At 31.7% G+C, this 17,975-nt stretch carries 21 protein-coding genes; 12 read left to right on the top strand and 9 right to left on the bottom strand.

Features of this window, described 5'->3' with window-relative positions; all coding sequences use genetic code 11:
- Position 1 precedes the first annotated feature (1 nt).
- Genes OIF36_03665 through mraZ form a run of 3 tightly spaced genes read right to left on the bottom strand, consistent with a single transcriptional unit; the run spans position 2 to position 1,744 of the window.
- On the bottom strand, positions 2-343 hold the full coding sequence (locus tag OIF36_03665) for a hypothetical protein (protein MCV6599558.1): 342 nt from the start codon (positions 341-343) through the stop codon (positions 2-4).
- A gap of 13 nt (positions 344-356) precedes the next feature.
- On the bottom strand, positions 357-1,277 hold the full coding sequence (gene rsmH / locus OIF36_03660; GenBank protein ID MCV6599557.1) for a 16S rRNA (cytosine(1402)-N(4))-methyltransferase RsmH: 921 nt from the start codon (positions 1,275-1,277) through the stop codon (positions 357-359).
- Between the two features lie 11 nt (positions 1,278-1,288).
- Complete coding sequence (gene mraZ, locus OIF36_03655) at positions 1,289-1,744, bottom strand: division/cell wall cluster transcriptional repressor MraZ (protein ID MCV6599556.1); 456 nt, start codon at positions 1,742-1,744, stop codon at positions 1,289-1,291.
- 309 nt (positions 1,745-2,053) lie between these two features.
- Here mraZ and OIF36_03650 point away from each other — a divergent pair, with 309 nt between their 5' ends.
- Positions 2,054-2,326 carry a hypothetical protein gene (locus tag OIF36_03650; protein ID MCV6599555.1) on the top strand — a complete coding sequence of 91 codons (273 nt, stop codon included), beginning with the start codon at positions 2,054-2,056 and terminating at the stop codon, positions 2,324-2,326.
- A 2-nt stretch (positions 2,327-2,328) separates the two neighbouring features.
- On the opposite strand, the gene OIF36_03645 is transcribed toward OIF36_03650, so the two are convergent.
- Positions 2,329-3,228 carry a glucosaminidase domain-containing protein gene (locus tag OIF36_03645; GenBank protein MCV6599554.1) on the bottom strand — a complete coding sequence of 300 codons (900 nt, stop codon included), beginning with the start codon at positions 3,226-3,228 and terminating at the stop codon, positions 2,329-2,331.
- Positions 3,229-3,231: 3 nt separating this feature from the next.
- Positions 3,232-3,822, bottom strand: a complete 591-nt coding sequence (locus OIF36_03640) for a superoxide dismutase (protein ID MCV6599553.1) — start codon at positions 3,820-3,822, stop codon at positions 3,232-3,234.
- A gap of 118 nt (positions 3,823-3,940) precedes the next feature.
- Here OIF36_03640 and OIF36_03635 point away from each other — a divergent pair, with 118 nt between their 5' ends.
- On the top strand, positions 3,941-4,408 hold the full coding sequence (locus OIF36_03635; GenBank protein ID MCV6599552.1) for a hypothetical protein: 468 nt from the start codon (positions 3,941-3,943) through the stop codon (positions 4,406-4,408).
- A gap of 208 nt (positions 4,409-4,616) precedes the next feature.
- On the opposite strand, the gene pnp is transcribed toward OIF36_03635, so the two are convergent.
- The 4 genes from pnp to OIF36_03615 form a co-directional block, all read right to left on the bottom strand.
- Positions 4,617-6,887: a polyribonucleotide nucleotidyltransferase gene (gene pnp, locus OIF36_03630; GenBank protein ID MCV6599551.1), complete on the bottom strand. Its 2,271-nt coding sequence runs from the start codon at positions 6,885-6,887 to the stop codon at positions 4,617-4,619.
- Positions 6,888-7,315: 428 nt separating this feature from the next.
- The gene (rpsO, locus tag OIF36_03625) at positions 7,316-7,585 is read right to left on the bottom strand and encodes a 30S ribosomal protein S15 (GenBank protein ID MCV6599550.1); all 270 of its coding nucleotides are present in this window, start codon (positions 7,583-7,585) and stop codon (positions 7,316-7,318) included.
- Between the two features lie 163 nt (positions 7,586-7,748).
- Positions 7,749-8,243, bottom strand: a complete 495-nt coding sequence (locus tag OIF36_03620) for a nucleoside 2-deoxyribosyltransferase domain-containing protein (protein ID MCV6599549.1) — start codon at positions 8,241-8,243, stop codon at positions 7,749-7,751.
- On the bottom strand, positions 8,230-9,210 hold the full coding sequence (locus tag OIF36_03615; GenBank protein ID MCV6599548.1) for a glycosyltransferase family 4 protein: 981 nt from the start codon (positions 9,208-9,210) through the stop codon (positions 8,230-8,232). Before OIF36_03615 ends, OIF36_03620 begins: the two co-directional genes overlap by 14 nt.
- A gap of 104 nt (positions 9,211-9,314) precedes the next feature.
- Between OIF36_03615 and OIF36_03610 the strand changes: the two genes are divergently transcribed.
- From OIF36_03610 to rplD, 10 genes are all read left to right on the top strand, one after another.
- Positions 9,315-9,473, top strand: coding sequence for a hypothetical protein (locus OIF36_03610; protein MCV6599547.1), 159 nt, complete (start codon positions 9,315-9,317; stop codon positions 9,471-9,473).
- 75 nt (positions 9,474-9,548) lie between these two features.
- Positions 9,549-10,007, top strand: coding sequence for an RNA pyrophosphohydrolase (locus OIF36_03605; GenBank protein ID MCV6599546.1), 459 nt, complete (start codon positions 9,549-9,551; stop codon positions 10,005-10,007).
- Complete coding sequence (locus OIF36_03600; protein MCV6599545.1) at positions 10,000-10,452, top strand: SH3 domain-containing protein; 453 nt, start codon at positions 10,000-10,002, stop codon at positions 10,450-10,452. Before OIF36_03605 ends, OIF36_03600 begins: the two co-directional genes overlap by 8 nt.
- The gene (locus OIF36_03595; protein MCV6599544.1) at positions 10,453-12,216 is read left to right on the top strand and encodes an ABC transporter ATP-binding protein/permease; all 1,764 of its coding nucleotides are present in this window, start codon (positions 10,453-10,455) and stop codon (positions 12,214-12,216) included.
- Positions 12,217-12,554: 338 nt separating this feature from the next.
- Positions 12,555-12,926, top strand: coding sequence for a 30S ribosomal protein S12 (rpsL, locus tag OIF36_03590; protein ID MCV6599543.1), 372 nt, complete (start codon positions 12,555-12,557; stop codon positions 12,924-12,926).
- A 13-nt stretch (positions 12,927-12,939) separates the two neighbouring features.
- Positions 12,940-13,413, top strand: coding sequence for a 30S ribosomal protein S7 (rpsG, locus tag OIF36_03585; protein ID MCV6599542.1), 474 nt, complete (start codon positions 12,940-12,942; stop codon positions 13,411-13,413).
- Between the two features lie 21 nt (positions 13,414-13,434).
- The gene (gene fusA, locus OIF36_03580; GenBank protein MCV6599541.1) at positions 13,435-15,510 is read left to right on the top strand and encodes an elongation factor G; all 2,076 of its coding nucleotides are present in this window, start codon (positions 13,435-13,437) and stop codon (positions 15,508-15,510) included.
- A 116-nt stretch (positions 15,511-15,626) separates the two neighbouring features.
- The gene (rpsJ, locus tag OIF36_03575; GenBank protein MCV6599540.1) at positions 15,627-15,935 is read left to right on the top strand and encodes a 30S ribosomal protein S10; all 309 of its coding nucleotides are present in this window, start codon (positions 15,627-15,629) and stop codon (positions 15,933-15,935) included.
- Between the two features lie 150 nt (positions 15,936-16,085).
- On the top strand, positions 16,086-16,859 hold the full coding sequence (gene rplC, locus OIF36_03570; GenBank protein ID MCV6599539.1) for a 50S ribosomal protein L3: 774 nt from the start codon (positions 16,086-16,088) through the stop codon (positions 16,857-16,859).
- A 495-nt stretch (positions 16,860-17,354) separates the two neighbouring features.
- Entirely contained in the window at positions 17,355-17,975 is a 621-nt protein-coding gene (gene rplD / locus OIF36_03565; GenBank protein ID MCV6599538.1) for a 50S ribosomal protein L4, read from the top strand.

The following is a 17,975-nucleotide window of genomic DNA, read 5'->3' as shown; positions in this document are numbered from 1 at the left end:
TTTATGTTAGCTTCTTAGGTTTTTTACTAGGAGTAGCCAATGCTAGCTTTTGTTTAAACCCTAAATTAGAAAAGTTTATAGATTTGTTATCTGCAGAAAAAGTAAGAGTTTGACTAGGTTTTATGCTAGTAAGATTTAAATGCTTATTTGATAACTTCTCTAGTCTTTCTAATCTATTTAGATAAGCCCAGTCAGCTATTAATACATTTTTTCTATTTCTTTCTACTCTAAGAGTTTCCTTAATTATACTTAACTCTTTCGTTTTCTCTCTTGTAGAAATGCTTGTTTGGTAAGCTGATATTGATATTAATAAAAAAAGACTAAATAATACTTTGTTTTTCATAATAAACTCCTTTCTACAATTTTATCGCAAATCTTAATTTTGCACTTCTTGATCTATAATTTTCTTCAACTTCTTTTTCACTAGGTAAAATAGCTTTTCGGTTTGTTAATTTAAAAAATGCTTCTGGTTTTTGTACATCAGGCATATATCTATTTGCATTTGCTATATTACCACTAGCTTTTTTAAAGAAATGTTTAACTATTCTGTCCTCTAAAGAATGGAATGTTACTATAACTAACCTTCCTCCTGGATTTAGAAGTTCTTTTGCAGAGTTTAAAAGATCTTCTAATTCTTTTAACTCTTCATTTATATATATTCTTATAGCTTGGAATGTTCTGGTTGCTGTATCTCCTGTATCTTTAGGCTTTTTCTTTACAACACTATGAACTATATCAGCTAGTTGTTTTGTTGTAGAAATAGGGCGATGTTCTACAATTCTTTTAGCTATCTGTCGAGATTTTCTCTCTTCTCCATATTTGTATATTACATTTGCTATAGTTTCTTCATCTGCAGAGTTTAAAAAGTCTGCTGCTGTTTGACCATCTTCAGACATTCTCATATCAAGAGGTCCATCTTGTTTTAAAGAGAATCCTCTTTCAGCTCTATCAATTTGCATTGATGAAACTCCTAAGTCTAAAACAATGCCATCAACTTTAAATATACCTTGTGCTTTTAATAATTCTTTAGCTTGGCTATATCTACCTTTAAGTAATTTTAATCTCCCGTCATATTTAGAGATTAATTCTTTGCTTTCATTGATAACATTTAAATCTCTATCTATGCCTATAACTTGGCAGTTAGATATATCTAAGAATTTGCTTGAATATCCTCCAGCTCCAAATGTTCCATCAACAATAACTTCTCCATCTTTTGGAGACAGAGCCTCGACAACCTCAGGTAACATCACTGGATAATGTTTTTCATATGTTGTCATTTTTTTTCTCCTTAGTTTGTATTGTTAATTTTTATTGTTATGCCTTGTTTTTTTAATTGATTTCTAGATTTCTCTTTATGTTTATCTAAATTATCTGGATTCCATATTTGAAATGTTTTTCCTAATCCTACGAAAGCAATCTTATCTGTTATTCCCAAATATTCTATCATGGTTGAAGGTAATGTAATTCTTCCATCTTTATCAAACGATAATTGTTGGGACTCTGAGAATATTGCTGTTGTTAAATAGTCTTGTTCTTCTGAGAATACATCATAGTTATCAAGACTTTCACTTATTTGCTCTATTCGAGAGTAGCTCCATCCTTCTAAAGCTTCTTTTTTATGTGATTTAAATAGGATTATTCCATTGAAATTTTCATCTTTTAGAGCACTGCGAAATGAAGCAGGTACAGATACTCTGCCTTTTTTATCAATTTTATTTATATATGTTGATAAAAATAATTTCATTTTGTAACTCCTAATTAAAATGTCTAGAGAGAAAGATTAAAACAAATCATGCAAAAAGAGAGTATATAAACATAATTAAGAGTGTAAAGAGTGTTTAATTTTTCCCTCTAGATACTTATGGGATACCATGGGAAAGAATGGGATGTCAAGGGAAAAACATTAAAAAAACATAAAAAATTAATGGTTTTTAAAAAAATCCTTATTATTCAATTGGTTATTTTTTCAGGAAAATAATTTTTTTCTTGATTTTAATAGAGTTTTTATCTATCAATAAATGGTTGTTTGTTTTTAAAAATAGAAAGAAATAGAATGCAAAATCTTAGTATTTTCCATACATCAATTAAATATCAAAATGAGTTAAAAAAAATTCGTCATGGTATATGTAATCCTTTTCTAAAAAAATGGATCGTAAATAACTCTGAAGAAGTTGTTAAAACAGGAGAAGTTATGGGATGTAGAGTTTATGTTGCTGTGCATAATAAAAGAAAAGTGTATTATACTAAAGATGGTAATAGATTTATTCATTCAAATAAAAAAACTAAAAACAGTTTCTTAAAGAAAGTAGCTTGCTATAGTATCTAGTACTAGAATTTATATTTATTTAGATTGTTTACTTTTATTACAGAATTAACAATATTTATATATTCTTCACCTTTTTGAGAGTATTTAGCTAAGCCAAATATAGGGTCTTTACCCTGATTTCTAAGCTCTCTAAATTTAGCATAGCTTCTGTTAGTATTCATATTAAAAGCATAAGCTCTAGCAGAGTCTAACGGTGTATCAAACCTAGCTACCTTCCAAATAGAATTAGGTTTTTCCTTAGGTGTCATCCCGTTTTTATCTCTAGTCCATTGCCCGAATAATGCATTACCTTCTTCAGCAAATCTAGAAGTGCCGTAAGCACTCTCAATAGCAGCTTGAGCTAATAGCATAGGTATAGGAATTGTGTTTAATCTTAATCGTAAGTCTTCAATATTCTTCACTTTGTATTTCATCATTAATTGAACTAGATTCTTATTATGATCTAAATCATATCTTTCTTGTTCTATTTCTTTATTTATTTGATAAGCAATAGGGTATATAGTTTTAAAGAACATGTCTTTCTTTAACTTAACATCTTTTGTTTTAAATAAATCTTTAGATATGTTTGATATTATTAAGTTAGATGTTTTGGCATCAATGTCATAATCACTGCTATTAAAAAGTTTTTGTAAGTCTTTTATGCTTTTAACTTCTATGCCATTAGGGAATGAAGCTTTTTTAACTTTAATTTCAGATTTTATTACTTCTTCATACTTTTTAACAGGTTTTATATCTTTTTTTGCTATAGAATCAATTTTATTTTCATTGTCTATTGGCTTCGTAACTTCCTTAGATATGGTTATATTATCTTTAGAGTGATGTTTGTTACTGTGAACCTTTACACTATGGCAAGCTGACAATAGTGTTGAAGTTATTATTGTTATAATAAGTGGTTTTCTCATTAATTATTTCATTCTCTTTTCTACTTGTTTCCAATCTACTACATTATCAAGAAATCTTTTGATGTACTTCAATCTATCATTTTGATAATCTAAATAGTATGCATGTTCCCATACATCGCAACACATTAAAGGATTTTGATCGTAAATCAAAGGATTTTTTGCATTTGATGTTTTATAAATTTCCAAAGCACCATCTTTTTCTTGAACTAGCCAACACCAACCACTTCCAAACTGAGAAGCTGCTAGAGCACAAAATTCATCCTTAAATTTTTCAAAAGAGCCAAACTTTTTTGATATTTTTTCTTTAAATTCTTTACTTGGAGACTTATCTTTAGAATTTCCTATAATCTCCCAAAATAAATTATGATTATAGAATTGTGCTACATTATTAAATATAAACGAGTTCTTTCTATAAGTATCCTTTAAGATTAAATCTATATCTAGAGCTTCATAAGGAGTGTTTTTTACTGCTTCATTAGCCTTGTTGGCATAAGCTCTGTGGTGTTTTTCATAATGATAAAATATTGTATCTTCAGACATGAAATCAGAAATGTCTTCAGGTAAGAACTTTAGTTCTGGTAATTCAAATTTCATAACATCCTCCTTTGCTATATTAATTATTATCATATTTTTAGAAACAAAAGTAAAGTGTTTTTTTATTGTTTTTTATTTTTCTTTATGATAGGGTTTGTAACAAAGAAAGGGGCTTTTAATGTCTAATCTAATAATAACTATAATGTGTATATCTCTAGCAGTTATTGTCTCAACTATGGGGGCGATGTATGTAAATACGGATGTTTTTAAAGCAAAAGAGTATAAACATTATGCAGAATCAGGGTTTGTAAACCTAAAGGTTTTATATGATATGAATGTTTCTTATAGAAAAGAGAGACCTAGTGTTGCTGATTGGAAAAACGAATTAAATTCTATTTCCTCAAAAATACATGTACCCGAAAGCTTTAAAAATGGTTTTGACTGGTCTTATGGTAAGCTTACAGGAACAAGAAGATACTACTTTTGTTTTTCTGGTGCTTATTTAAGTGCTGCTAAAGAAGGTTTTTCTGATTTAAGAGATGGTATGGATAGTGAATTTATAGTGAACAGTACTTGTGGAGCAACTGTTAATGATTTCTCTATTAATAGTGGTAATTTAGCTGTTACTTATTGGTTGCAAAAATAAAGTTCTTTAATATATTATAAATTTATTATTGTAAACAAAACTCCTCACTATTTATATAGTGAGGAGTTTTTAAATTATTTTAATATATGTCTTATTTAAAACGGTTAAGTTCATAGTATCAAATATTTATATAAACAAAAAAGCCTTGCTAAAAAACAAGGCTTTTTGTTTAGTCAAAATAAGACTAATTACTTCTTAAGTATTTTGCCTAGAAGTGAGGCTTTAGGGGCTTTTTTTCAGTTTTTTCTTTAACTTTCTCTTCAGATTTAGCTACTTTAGCTGGAGCTTCCTTTTTTGAAGGAGCTTTACCGCCTTTGTCGCCTTTTCCTTTACCACCTTTATCATCTCTAGTAGGCTTTTCAATTTTAATTTCTTCGCCAGTTTCTTGGTTTACAACTTTCATTGATAATTTAAATTTACCACGATTATCTGTTCCAACAAACTTAACTTTAACTTCTTGACCTTCTTTTAAGTAGTCTTCAACTTTATTAACTCTTTCTTGAGCAATTTCAGAAATGTGAACAAGTCCGTCATTTTTACCCATAAAGTTAACAAATGCACCAAAGTCCATAATCTTAACAACTTTACCAGTGTATATTGTTCCTGCTTCTGGTTCTGCAACGATGTCATTAACCATTTTAAGAGCTGTATTTAGGCTTTCTGCATCAGACGAAGCAACTTTAACGATACCGTATTTACCTTGTTCTTCAACTTCAACAACAGCACCAGATACTTCAACGATTTCTTTAATAACTTTACCGCCAGTACCGATAACTTCTCTAATTTTATCAGCTGGTATAGTAATGCTTTCAATTCTTGGAGCATTAGCAGCAACTGTTAATCTTGATTGCTCAATAGCATTAGCCATTTCACCTAAGATGTGGATTCTAGCATCTTTAGCTTGAGCTAATGCTTGTTCCATAATTTCTTTAGTGATTGAAGTAATTTTAATGTCCATTTGTAGAGCATTAATACCTTCTTTAGTACCAGCAACTTTAAAGTCCATATCACCTAAGTGATCTTCATCACCTAGAATGTCTGTAAGAACTGCAAAGTCGTCACCTTCTTTAATAAGACCCATAGCAATACCTGCTACTGGAGCTGGTACTGGCACACCTGCATCCATAAGAGCAAGAGATGTACCACAAACTGTAGCCATAGATGATGATCCGTTTGATTCTGTGATTTCAGAAACAGCTCTGATTGTGTATGGGAAATCTTCTTTGCTTGGCATTTGAGCTTTAATTGCTCTCCATGCTAGTTTACCATGCCCGATTTCTCTTCTTCCTGGTCCAGACATTCTTCCACATTCTCCAACTGAGTATGAAGGGAAGTTATAGTGTAACATAAAGTTTTCTTTATATTCTTCTGTTAGACCATCGATTATTTGTTCATCAGAACCTGTTCCTAGAGTTGTTACAACAATAGCTTGAGTTTCTCCTCTTGTGAATAAAGCAGAACCGTGAGTTCCTGGTAGCACTCCAACTTCAGCTTTAATTGCTCTAACAGTTTTTGTATCTCTACCGTCAATTCTTGGTTTACCTGATAGGATATTTCCTCTAACAACATCTGACTCAACAGATTTGAATATTGAAGAAACTGCAGATTCATTTAATCCAGCCTCTTCATCAATCATTGTTTCTAGAACTTTAGCATGAGCATCTCCAACTTTATTACCTCTAGCTACTTTATCAGCAGTTGTGAAAGCATCTTGTAAATCTGCATCTACTAATTCTTTCATTTTTGCTTTAACTTCAGCTTCATTATATGGTAGAGCAGGGATTTCTCTTTGTTCTTTACCGCATTCTGATTTTAACTCTTCAATCATTTTGATAACATCTTGGAAAGATTCCCAACCAAACATAACAGCTCCAAGCATAACTTCTTCAGTTAGTCCTTTAGCTTCTGATTCAACCATAAGAACACCTTCGTTTGTTCCTGCAACTGATAGCTCTAGTTCTGTTTCTTTTAATTGAGACATTGTTGGGTTAAGGATATATTCTCCATCTTTGTAACCAACTTTTGCTCCAGCAATAGGTCCCATGAATGGAATGCCTGAGATAGATAGAGCAGCTGATGCACCAATCATTGCTACAACATCAGAATCATGTTCTCCGTCATGTTCAACAACTGTACAAATAACTTGAGTTTCGTTCTTGAATGTTTTTGGGAATAGAGGACGAATTGGTCTATCAATAAGTCTTGAGATTAATGTTTCTTTCTCAGATGGTCTAGCTTCTCTTTTGAAGAATCCACCTGGAATTTTACCAGCAGCATATTTTTTTTCTTGATAATGAACTGATAAAGGGAAGAAATCTACACCTTCCATTGGTTTTTTGGCTGCAACAACTGTAGCTAGTACTGTTGTGCCTTCATATTTAACTAAAACAGCACCGTCTGCTTGACGAGCAATTTTACCTGTTTCAATAGATAGAGTTTTGCCTCCCCATTGCATTTCTTTTTTAAATTCTTTGAACATTAAAGTTCCTTTCTATGTGTTAAAGCCCCATTGCTTTAACGGTTAATATAATTTTTAATTTTGGAAATCTGTTTTTCTGAACTTGTTTAAAAACCTTTATGTCATTTCTACCAAGCACGGCTAGTGGAGAAATCTCTTGTGATTTGTGAGGCTTTTCGACTTAGTGCCTATGGCACTTCGCTTAAGATGACATTGCTAGGGTCTTAAATAAATCCAGCAAACATATTTCTTTAATTAAAACTCAGGCGAGAGTATACAGGTTTTGAGTTCAAAAGTCAAATTAATAGTTTGTACAGTCATAATTGATTATAAATATAATATAAGTTGTTTTATTTATTTTTTTATCTAAGGTATTACAACTATAGTATTTATGTGTAAAATAAAAAAAAGCCTCATAAGAGGCTTTTTTTATTGAATCTTGAAAGTTATTACTTACGTAATCCTAATTTTTTGATTAGAGTCAGATATCTTTCTTCATCTTTTGATTTTAGGTAACCTAAAAGTTTTTTTCTTTTACTAACTAACATTAAAAGACCTCTTCTTGAATGATTGTCTTTTCTGTGAACTTTAGCATGTTCTGTTAGGTTTTTAATTCTTTCTGTTAAAACAGCTACTTGAACTTCTGGAGAACCTGTGTCTCCTTCAACTGTAGCGAATTCTTTCATGATTTTTGTCTTTACTTTTGCTTCTATAGACATGTCGATATTTACCTTTCTTTTGTTTTTTAGTTTATTCATAATCTCTTGAAAAAGGAACCAAGCAAACAGCCATAATATCGATAGCTAAGATGTTTAGTTATCTCCTTTAAAGATTAAGAGATTAGTTTATAACTTGATTTATGAAAAAAGTCAAGAAATAATATTATTGTTTTTTGATCTCGCTTAGTCTTCGGATACTCTTATCTTTTAGTCTTTTGCTTATCTCTTTGATAAAATCGTTCTCGTTATCAGTAAATATGCCTTTGTATTTTCTGCAAGCTATTTCTACATTTCCTCTTTTCCAAAACTTCTCTGGGCAGCAGATTATAATAGGGGTTTGTTTAATAAATAAGCCTAACTCCATCAGGGTAATAGGAGAGGATGTGTTTTTGTCAAAATACATAACTATTAAATCAGCATGCTCTTGAGCATTTAACTCCCAGAATACTTGTTTTTTAAATTCTTCATTCTCTATGCTTTCGCTCCAAGATGAATTCCAATCATCTCTACGAGGGTTTAGTATTTGTATGTCAAAATCAGATAAAGCTTTAGAAACTCTATCTTGCCAATTCTCTGCAGTACCGCCTTCTATACTTCCAGCTAAAAATACAGAGAATTTATCTCTATTATATTTGTTTGGTGATTTAATTTCGTTCATTTTTAATTCCTTTTGCTAAGTATTTCATAAATATGTATGTTGCGGGTACAGCTAATATAAAAACAATATAGCTTTTTGTGATTGTGTAATATATCCCAGTCAGTATTAATAATATGTTAAATAGTATAACTTTTTTAACTGTTTGGCAATGAGTTCTTTTTACTTTAATTATAGATCTGTGAAAATATTGTTTTTGATGAGCTTCAAATATTTTCTCTCTTTTTAAGATTCTTTTACATAAAACTAAGCTGGTATCCATTATATAATATAAGGGTAGTATAATAGCTATGGCGATATATCCATTTTTAGCTATAGTTAGTAAAATATACCCAACTATATAGCCTATAAATATAGCACCAGTATCCCCTAAGAATATTTTTGCTGGATGCCAGTTGAATATCAAAAAGGCAGAGCAGCTTCCTATTAGTATTAAGCATAAGTTAATTATACTTGTTGGCATAAATATAAATAGAGATATAAATAGAACTCCAAAGCATAAACATAGTGTTTCTGAAGCGGTCATACCATCAGCTCCATCCATAAAATTATATAAATTTATAAACCATAACCAAGCAGTAAATATTATAGCTCTATCAATAAAATTAGGTATATTATTTGGCAGTAATATATTTCCTGTTAAGTCTAATGATAATAATGCTATTCCTATGGCTATAGAGTGAAATATTAATCTAACAGAAGGTTTTATGTGTTTTAAGTCGTTTAACCATGATATGGATATTAATATAAGGGCTCCTATTAGAATTGACGGAGTCATTGCTTTGCTTATAATTGCAAGAGTTATTGTAGGTATGATTATTGCCCAACCTCCACCAGTTGGAGTTGGCTTAGAATGAAAACTCCTATTGTTAGGTATGTCGAGTATTTTTTTGTGATTAAAAAAGCTTATGCTTAGTTTAGTTGTTACTAAACTTAATATGAATGCTAAAATACTTAAAAACTCGCTCATGGCAAAATTAATAACACTTTATGTTTTATTTTTCAATAAATATATTGATTTTTAATTTGTTTTTATTGTATAACTATAAAGTATATAGTTTTTAGGAGGTTGCTATGTTTAGGTTCTTAGAGTTTGCTTTTTGGATGTTTTTGTTGGCTTTGGTGGTGATAGCTATAGTTTGGGGTTATTCAGAGAGTGCGAGCTTTAAAGTTTTTATAGATGATGTGCTTTTAGAGTTTACAAGAGTGTTTAAAGAAAAGATACATATATAAGTAATTAAAAATTGACGAAAAACAAAATATGTTATATATAAAAGACAGGGTTAATCTTCTTTTATTGGAGTTTTTATGTTTAGGCAAGGTGTTGGGATCGTTTTAAAAAATGAGGACAATCAAGTTCTTTTATTTAAAAGAACGAATGTATCAAAAGAATTAGATGAAGTTAAATTATGGCAATTCCCTCAAGGAGGAATTGATTCGGATGAAGATTTGTTAGAAGCTGCTAAAAGAGAACTTAGAGAAGAAACTGGTATAAAGAACTTTAAAGTTCTAAAACAGATGAAAGAAAAGGTTAGGTATAGGTTCCCAGATGTTTTGTTGCCTTTTGGTAAGTATGAAGGTCAAGAGCAAACTTGGTTTTTAATGGAGTTTACAGGTGATGAAAGTGAAATAGATTTTGAAACTCATCCTGAGGAGATAGAGTTTTGTGATTATAAGTGGGTGTCTCCAGAAGAGGCTATAGAATCTGCTGTGGAATTTAAAAAAGATTGTTATAGAAAGGTTATAAAGGATTTTTTTAATGTTTAAAATATTTTTAATATTTGTATTTAGTTTTAGTGTTTGTTTAAATAGTTTTGCTCTGGACAAAGGTGCGAAATGGTGCTCTTTAAAGTCAAATACTGTTAATGTTAGAACGGGTCCTGGTAAAAGATATCCTATTAAGTGGGTTTATAAAAGAGCAAGAATGCCTATGAAGGTTATAGCTATTTATGATAGTTGGATTAAAGTTGAAGATATAGAAGGAGCTCAAGGGTGGTTGCACCCAACTATGGTTTCTGGTAGAAAGTCATTTATAGTTAGTGATAAAGAGGTTTTCTTAAATAAAAATGCAAATAAAGAGTCAGGACATATAGCAAAGCTTGAAAAAGGTGTTATTGGTTTCGTTGATGAGTGTTTTAAAGATGTTTGTAAAATTGATGTAGATGGTTGGGAGGGATTTGTTCCTCAGGCATCCATATGGGGTAATAAATAAATGAAACAGGATAATAAAAGTAAAGATTTGTTAAAAAGGATTATGAGAGAATACTTGAAGCCGTTTTTGCCTCAAGTGTTTATATCTATATTGTTGATGTTGGTTTCTGGTTTGATGACTGCCATGACTGCCTCAATTATGGAGAAGATAACTAATGATGTTCTTATTGATAGAGATATAAATATGTTAAGATTTATATCGTTGGCAATGATTGGTGTGTTTTTCTTTAAGGGGATTGCTACTTATGGTCATAATACAATTATGAATAGAGTAGGTCAAAGAATTGTAGCTAATATTCAAAAACAATTATATTCTCATATAATAAGAGAAGACATGTCTTTCTTTGATAGTAATAATACTGGTAATCTTGTGGCTAATATGGTTGCTGATGCTAATACAATGAGAAGTGCAGTTGCTGACAGTATTACAAAATTAGCAAAAAGTAGTTTGACTCTTGTTTTCTTGGTTGGGTTAATGCTGTATAAGGATTGGAAGTTGTCTTTATTGACTTTCTTTGTTTTTCCTATTGCGGGTGTTACTATTGCTTGGATAGGTAAAAGAATAAGAAAGATTTCAAAACAAAACCTTGCTCAACAAGGGGTTTTTGCTAGCTTCTTAACAGAGACTTTTCAAGGTATAAGGCAGGTTAAGTCATACTGTATGGAAAAGCATGAGGAAAGCAAGGCAAAAGAGATTATAAATATGTTATTCAAATATGCTAATAAGTCTTTTAAAATATCTAAGTTAACAACTCCTGTTAATGAGCTTTTAAGCGGTGGAGCGGGTGCTGTGCTTATTTTTTATGGTGGGTATAGAATTATTCAAGAATATGGTCAGGTTGGAGCTTTAACTCCTGGTGAATTGACATCAATTTTAACAGCATTTGGTTTAGCTTATGAGCCAATTAAAAAACTTTCTAATGTTAACTCATCTATTCAAACAGGATTAGGTGCTGCTGAAAGAGTCTTTGCAATTATTGATAATAAGCCAAAAATAAAAAATAAAAAGGGTGCTAAAGATTTGCTTATTTCTAAGTCTCCGGAGATTGAATTCAATAATGTTGAGTTTTCCTATGATGGTGTGGATGATAAAGCTATAGATGGAGTTTCTTTAAAGGTTCCTGCAGGTAAGACCGTTGCTTTTGTAGGAGGTAGTGGTTCTGGTAAATCAACTCTATTAAATTTAGTGCCCAGGTTTTATGATTTACAGGAAGGATCTATTAAAATTGCGGGGAAAGATGTTAGAGATGTTAAGCTTAAGTCCTTAAGAGAAAATATTGCTTTGGTATCTCAGGATGTTTGTATTTTTAATGATACGGTAAGAAATAATATCGCATATGCAAAACCTTCTGCATCAGAAGAAGAGATAATTGCTGCAGCTAAAGCTGCTTATGCACATGATTTTATAACTAATGATTTATTAGATGGTTATGATACTGTTCTTGGTGAGTCTGGTAGTAATTTATCTGGTGGACAAAAGCAAAGAATATCAATAGCTAGGGCTTTATTGAAGAATGCTCCAATATTACTTCTTGATGAGGCGACTTCTGCTTTAGATACAGAATCAGAAAGAGAAGTGCAAAAGGCTATAGATAGTTTAGCTACTAATAGAACTACTTTAGTTGTTGCTCATAGGCTTTCCACTATTGTTAATAGTGATGTGATATATGTGCTTAAAGATGGTAAGATTGTAGAAAAAGGTTCTCACAATGAGCTGATTAAGCATAAGGGTATTTACGAAGGTTTATACTTGCTTCAAAAATAATTTAATAACTTGACTTTTTTAAAATAAAATGATATAAAATTGACAATCTTTTAGTGAAAAGATTCTCATATAGTCGATACTTAAACTCGCTTTGTCGGTTTTAGTCGGCGTTGAATAATGATAAAAAACATTGGTAATCAGTGGGTTACCTAATGTTTTATTTTATTGTTCTATGAGCCCGATTAGCTAATAGAATAGCGGAGTCGATCCACGAATCGCTACAGGCAGGTTGAATAAGCTTATGTAAAATAGATTGTTTAACCTCGTGAGTTTTTTTAACTTGTCTGTATTGGTTGTGCCGGCTTCAAAGTTAAAATTGTTGAAAAAGGAAAAATTAAATGCCAACAATCAATCAATTAGTTCGTAAAGGACGTAAAGATAAAAGAAAAATATGCAAGACTCCTGCTATGGAAGCTTGTCCTCAAAAAAGAGGTGTTTGTACTAGGGTTTACACAACAACTCCTAAAAAACCTAACTCAGCTTTAAGAAAAGTTGCTAGGGTAAGATTAACAAATGGTTTTGAAGTAACTGCTTATATTCCAGGTGAAGGTCATAACCTACAAGAACATAGTGTTGTTATGATTCGTGGTGGAAGAGTAAAAGATTTACCAGGTGTTAGATATCATATTATTCGTGGTACACTTGATACTCAAGGTGTTGCTGATAGAAACCAACGTAGATCTAAATACGGAACTAAGAAGAAGAAATAAGGAGAACTAAAATATGTCAAGAAGAAGACAAGCTGAAAAAAGAAAAGTTTTACCAGATGCTAAATTTGGAGATATAGTTCTTCCAAAACTAATCAATGCTATTATGCTTGATGGTAAAAAATCTGTTGCAGAGAAAATTGTTTATGGTGCTTTGGACCTTATATCTGAAAAAGTTCAAGGTAAAGAATCTCTAGCAGTATTTCATGAAGGTCTAGATAACATTAAACCAAAAGTTGAAGTTAAATCAAGAAGAGTTGGTGGTGCTACTTACCAAGTTCCAATTGAAGTTAAAGCTGATAGAGCTCAAGTGGTTGCTCTTAGATGGTTAGTTGAAATCTCAAGAAAAAGATCTGAGCATACAATGCAAGAAAGACTAGCTAATGAAATCATGGATGCTTATAACGAAAGAGGTAATGCAATCAAGAAAAGAGACGATACACATAGAATGGCAGATGCTAACAAAGCATTCTCTCACTTTAGATGGTAAAATAAAAGGAGTTATTAAATTATGGCTAGAAAAACTAGTTTAGAAAACTATAGAAATATTGGTATCATGGCTCACATCGATGCTGGTAAGACTACTACTACAGAAAGAATCCTGTATTACACAGGTAAGTCTTATAAAATCGGTGAAGTTCATGATGGTGGTGCTACTATGGACTGGATGGAACAAGAGCAAGAAAGAGGTATTACAATTACTTCAGCTGCTACAACTTGTTTCTGGAACGATCATAGAATTAACATTATTGACACACCTGGTCACGTTGACTTCACAATTGAAGTTGAAAGAGCTCTTAGAGTTCTAGATGGTGCTGTTGCAGTTTTTGAATCTGTGTCTGGTGTGCAACCACAATCAGAAACAGTTTGGAGACAAGCAGATAAATACGGTGTTCCAAGAATGTGTTTCATTAATAAAATGGATAGAATTGGTGCTAACTTTGATTACTGTATCCAAACAATGGTAGAAAGGCTAGGGTGTAATCCATTAGTTATTCAATTACCAATTGGAGCTGAAGCAGAATTCGAAGGTGTTATCGATCTTATCAAAATGAAAGAAATCGTTTGGACAGCTGAAGATTTAGGTGCTTCTTATGAAGAAAGAGAAATTCGTGAAGAATTAAAAGCTAAAGCAGAAGAAGCTAGAGAAAAAATGATTGAAATGGCTGTTGAACAAGATGATGCTGCTATGGAAGCTTACTTCGAAGGTGTAATGCCAGATGAAGCAACTCTAAAAGCATGTATCAGAAAAGGTACTATTAATAATGAATTAGTTCCTGTTCTTTCAGGTACAGCTTTCAAAAACAAAGGTGTTCAACCATTGTTAGATGCTGTTGTTGATTTCTTACCTTCTCCAGTTGATGTTGATGCTGTTGAAGGAACTTCAGTTGATGGAGAAAAAGAAGATAAAAGAGAAATTAGCGATGATGCTCCTTTCTCAGGTCTAGCATTTAAAATTGCTAACGACCCATTCGTAGGAAACTTAACATTCTTCAGAGTTTACTCAGGTAAATTAGAAGCTGGTTCTTATGTTCTTAACTCAGTAAAAGGTAAGAAAGAAAGAATTGGTAGAATGTTATTAATGCATTCAAACTCAAGAGAAGAAATAAAAGAAGCTTATGCTGGTGATATTGTTGCTCTAGTTGGATTGAAAAATACAACAACAGGTGATACTTTATGTGCAGTTGATAAGCCTATTGTTCTTGAAAGAATGGAATTCCCAGATCCAGTTATTAACATTGCGGTTGAGCCTAAATCAAAAGGTGACCAAGAAAAAATGTCAATAGCTTTACAAAGACTGGCTGCAGAAGATCCTTCTTTCAGAGTTAAAGTTGATCACGAAAGTGGACAAACAATTATCGCTGGTATGGGTGAGCTTCACTTAGATATCATCGTTGATAGAATGAAAAGAGAATTTAAAGTTGAAGCAAACATCGGTGCTCCACAAGTTGCATATAGAGAAACAATCACTAAATCTTATGAAGTTGATTATACTCATAAAAAACAATCTGGTGGTGCTGGTCAATTTGCTAGAATTAAATTGATTCTTGAGCCAGGTGAAGTTGGTTCTGGATTTGAATTTGAATCTAAAATTGTTGGTGGTAATGTTCCTAGAGAATATATCCCAGGTGTTCAAAAAGGTCTAGAAATGCAAATGGACAATGGTGTTGTAGCTGGTTATCCAACAATTGACTTTAAAGCAACTCTTATAGATGGTGCATATCATGATGTTGACTCATCTGTTATGGCTTTCGAAATTGCTGCTAAAGCTGCCTTCAGAGAAGGTATTCCTCATGCTAACCCTGTGATTCTTGAGCCAATGATGGCTGTTGAAATCGTTACTCCAGAAGAGTACATGGGTGATATTATCGGAGATTTGAACTCAAGAAGAGGTCAGGTTGCTGGTATGGAAGCTCAAGGTAATGCTCAAGTTATATCTGCTAAAGTTCCTTTAGCAAATATGTTTGGTTACATTAATACTTTAAGATCTATGTCTCAAGGTAGAGCTCAATACACAATGCAATTCGATCATTATGAAAAAGTTCCTGCTAACGTGATGGAAGAAATTAAAGAAAAAAGAAAATAATATTTAAATGCTAGCTTGGCATCAGTCAAGCTAGCATTCAATTTTAACTCATTTAGGGGTTGTAAGATTATGAAAAATATGTTACTATCCCTGAAATTTTAAAAAGGAAAATAATAATGGAAACACAAACAATTAGAGTTACACTAAAGGCTTTTGATCATAGAATTCTAGATCAAGCAACTGGTGAAATTGTTAATACTGCAGAAAGAACAGGAGCTCAAGTTAAGGGTCCTATTCCTCTACCAACAAAAATTAGCAAGTTTACAGTTATTAGAAGTCCACATGTAAACAAAAATTCAAGAGAGCAATTCGAAATGAGAACTCATAAAAGATTGCTTGATATAGTTAACTCAACTCCACAAACTATAGAAGCTTTATCTAAGCTAAACCTAGCTGCTGGTGTTGATGTTGAAATCAAATTATAAGGTTTATGTAATAATTATATGATTAATTCATCTAATTATTCACATAAATATATAATTAAAAAATGAAGTTTTATACTTCAAAAATCAATGTTTAGATTTGTTGTAAAATAAATTTAAAACAGAAAATGATTAATAACGAAAGGTAAAAAGATGAGAACAGGATTAATCGCAAAAAAAGTAGGTATGACTCGTGTCTTCGATAAAGACGGAAATCATATTCCTGTAACTGTACTTAAAGTTGATAACTGTCAAGTTACTGCTTTAAAAACAGCTGAAAAGGATGGTTACACTGCTGTTCAACTTGGTGCTGGTAAAGCTAAACTGAAAAATGTTTCTGCTCCTATGAAAGGGCACTTTGCTAAAGCTAAAGTAGAACCAAAGCAAAAAGTAGTTGAATTTAGAGTGTCAGAAGATGCTTTATTAAATATTGGTGATGAGCTATGTGCTAGTCACTTTGTAGAAGGTCAATATGTAGATGTTGTTGGTGTATCAATTGGTAAAGGTTTTGCCGGTGGTATGAAAAGACATAACTTTGGTGGTTTAAGAGCTACTCATGGTGTGTCAATCTCACATAGATCTCACGGTTCTACAGGTCAATGTCAAGACCCTGGAAGAGTTTTCAAAGGTAAAAAAATGGCTGGTCACATGGGTGATGTTCAAAGAACTGCTCATAACTTAACAGTTGTTGCTACAGATGCTGATGAAGGCTTAATTTTAGTAAAAGGTTGTATCCCTGGATCAAAAGGTAAATTCGTTTTGGTTAAAGATGCTATCAAAAAACTAAACCAAGAAGGTCTACCATTCCCAGCTGGTTTAAAAGTTAAAGAAGCTCCAGTTAAAGAAGAAAAAACAGAAGCTTCAGTTAAAGAAGAAAAAACAGAAGCTCCAGTTGAAGAAGCAGTAGCTGAAACAACAGCTGAATAAATAGTTTTATTTTCGTTTTTCAAAATTTAAAACGATGTAAAAATAATTTATTTTATATAATTAAAGAGTCGATTTTTGAATCGACTCTTTTTTTTTATTTTTTAGAATTCTTTATATAGTCTTTTTAAGAAAGGGTAGGGGTATAAGTTTTGTTTTATAGTTGTATTAAGCTGTTATTTGAGAGATGTATTTGATTGAATAATATATAATATAATATCGATTATAAGTTATTAAAAAAAGCTTGCATTTTTAATAATTTAGTGTTATATTTCAATCTCCCAACATCTTACAACTCTGATGTATTTATGACATTAAGGGCTAAGATGTTGTTTTCGCACGATAAAATCTTTTTTATTTGTTGTGAAAATTGGGTAAACCTTTTAAGCTTTCTTGGATAACATATCCTTAGAGCACCGATTCTAGGGACGAGAAACTTAAAATATTGCTGAAGTCTTCACGGCAAGTAAATTGAAGACAATAAAGAAAGGTAAGTAAATGAAACTTGCAGTAGTAAATTTACAAAACGAAAAAGTAGGAGATATTACTTTATCTAAAGATATCTTCGGCTTGGAACCAAGAGCTGACATTCTTCACAGAATGGTTAACTGGCAATTGGCTAAAAGAAGATCTGGTAACCACAAAACTAAACAAAGAGGTGAGGTTGCTGGAACTACTAAGAAAATGTTCCGTCAAAAAGGTACAGGTTCTGCTCGTGCTGGTAATAAAAAAGCTCCTCAAAGAAGAGGTGGTGGTATTGCTTTCGGTCCAGTTGTTAGATCTCATTCTCATGACTTAACTAAAAAGTTCAGAATTAAAGGTTTAAAAACTGCTCTGTCAGCAAAAGCAAAAGAGAAAAAAATAGTAATCCTTGATAAAGCGGTTGCTAAAAATATTAAAACTAAAGAAATGGCTGTAGCTATGAATAAATTAGGATTAAATTCTGCTTTATTTGTTTGTGGTGAAGAAGTTGATACAAACTTTGCTAAATCTGTAAGAAACATCCCATTAATTGATGTTCTTCCAGTTCAAGGTGCAAATGTTTATGATATCTTAAGAAGAGATACTCTTGTATTAACAGAAGATGCTGTTAAAAAATTAGAAGAAAGACTAAACTAA

Source organism: Alphaproteobacteria bacterium (genome assembly GCA_025800285.1).
Lineage (GTDB): Bacteria > Pseudomonadota > Alphaproteobacteria > JAOXRX01 > JAOXRX01 > JAOXRX01.
Note: the sequence above shows the minus strand (reverse complement) of the source record. Positions and strands in the feature narration are given on the sequence as shown.

Bases quoted from the DNA above. Each gene is read 5' to 3' on its own strand.
- rpsJ (MCV6599540.1), top strand. From the start codon at position 15,627: ATGGAAACACAAACAATTAGAGTTACACTAAAGGCTTTTGATCATAGA.
- OIF36_03640 (MCV6599553.1), bottom strand. From the start codon at position 3,822: ATGAAATTTGAATTACCAGAACTAAAGTTCTTACCTGAAGACATTTCT.
- OIF36_03615 (MCV6599548.1), bottom strand. From the start codon at position 9,210: ATGAGCGAGTTTTTAAGTATTTTAGCATTCATATTAAGTTTAGTAACA.
- OIF36_03620 (MCV6599549.1), bottom strand. From the start codon at position 8,243: ATGAACGAAATTAAATCACCAAACAAATATAATAGAGATAAATTCTCT.
- OIF36_03595 (MCV6599544.1), top strand. From the start codon at position 10,453: ATGAAACAGGATAATAAAAGTAAAGATTTGTTAAAAAGGATTATGAGA.
- OIF36_03665 (MCV6599558.1), bottom strand. From the start codon at position 343: ATGAAAAACAAAGTATTATTTAGTCTTTTTTTATTAATATCAATATCA.
- rpsL (MCV6599543.1), top strand. From the start codon at position 12,555: ATGCCAACAATCAATCAATTAGTTCGTAAAGGACGTAAAGATAAAAGA.
- rpsO (MCV6599550.1), bottom strand. From the start codon at position 7,585: ATGTCTATAGAAGCAAAAGTAAAGACAAAAATCATGAAAGAATTCGCT.
- fusA (MCV6599541.1), top strand. From the start codon at position 13,435: ATGGCTAGAAAAACTAGTTTAGAAAACTATAGAAATATTGGTATCATG.
- rpsG (MCV6599542.1), top strand. From the start codon at position 12,940: ATGTCAAGAAGAAGACAAGCTGAAAAAAGAAAAGTTTTACCAGATGCT.
- OIF36_03635 (MCV6599552.1), top strand. From the start codon at position 3,941: ATGTCTAATCTAATAATAACTATAATGTGTATATCTCTAGCAGTTATT.
- mraZ (MCV6599556.1), bottom strand. From the start codon at position 1,744: ATGAAATTATTTTTATCAACATATATAAATAAAATTGATAAAAAAGGC.
- OIF36_03645 (MCV6599554.1), bottom strand. From the start codon at position 3,228: ATGAGAAAACCACTTATTATAACAATAATAACTTCAACACTATTGTCA.
- rplC (MCV6599539.1), top strand. From the start codon at position 16,086: ATGAGAACAGGATTAATCGCAAAAAAAGTAGGTATGACTCGTGTCTTC.
- OIF36_03600 (MCV6599545.1), top strand. From the start codon at position 10,000: ATGTTTAAAATATTTTTAATATTTGTATTTAGTTTTAGTGTTTGTTTA.
- rsmH (MCV6599557.1), bottom strand. From the start codon at position 1,277: ATGACAACATATGAAAAACATTATCCAGTGATGTTACCTGAGGTTGTC.
- rplD (MCV6599538.1), top strand. From the start codon at position 17,355: ATGAAACTTGCAGTAGTAAATTTACAAAACGAAAAAGTAGGAGATATT.
- OIF36_03605 (MCV6599546.1), top strand. From the start codon at position 9,549: ATGTTTAGGCAAGGTGTTGGGATCGTTTTAAAAAATGAGGACAATCAA.
- pnp (MCV6599551.1), bottom strand. From the start codon at position 6,887: ATGTTCAAAGAATTTAAAAAAGAAATGCAATGGGGAGGCAAAACTCTA.
- OIF36_03610 (MCV6599547.1), top strand. From the start codon at position 9,315: ATGTTTAGGTTCTTAGAGTTTGCTTTTTGGATGTTTTTGTTGGCTTTG.
- OIF36_03650 (MCV6599555.1), top strand. From the start codon at position 2,054: ATGCAAAATCTTAGTATTTTCCATACATCAATTAAATATCAAAATGAG.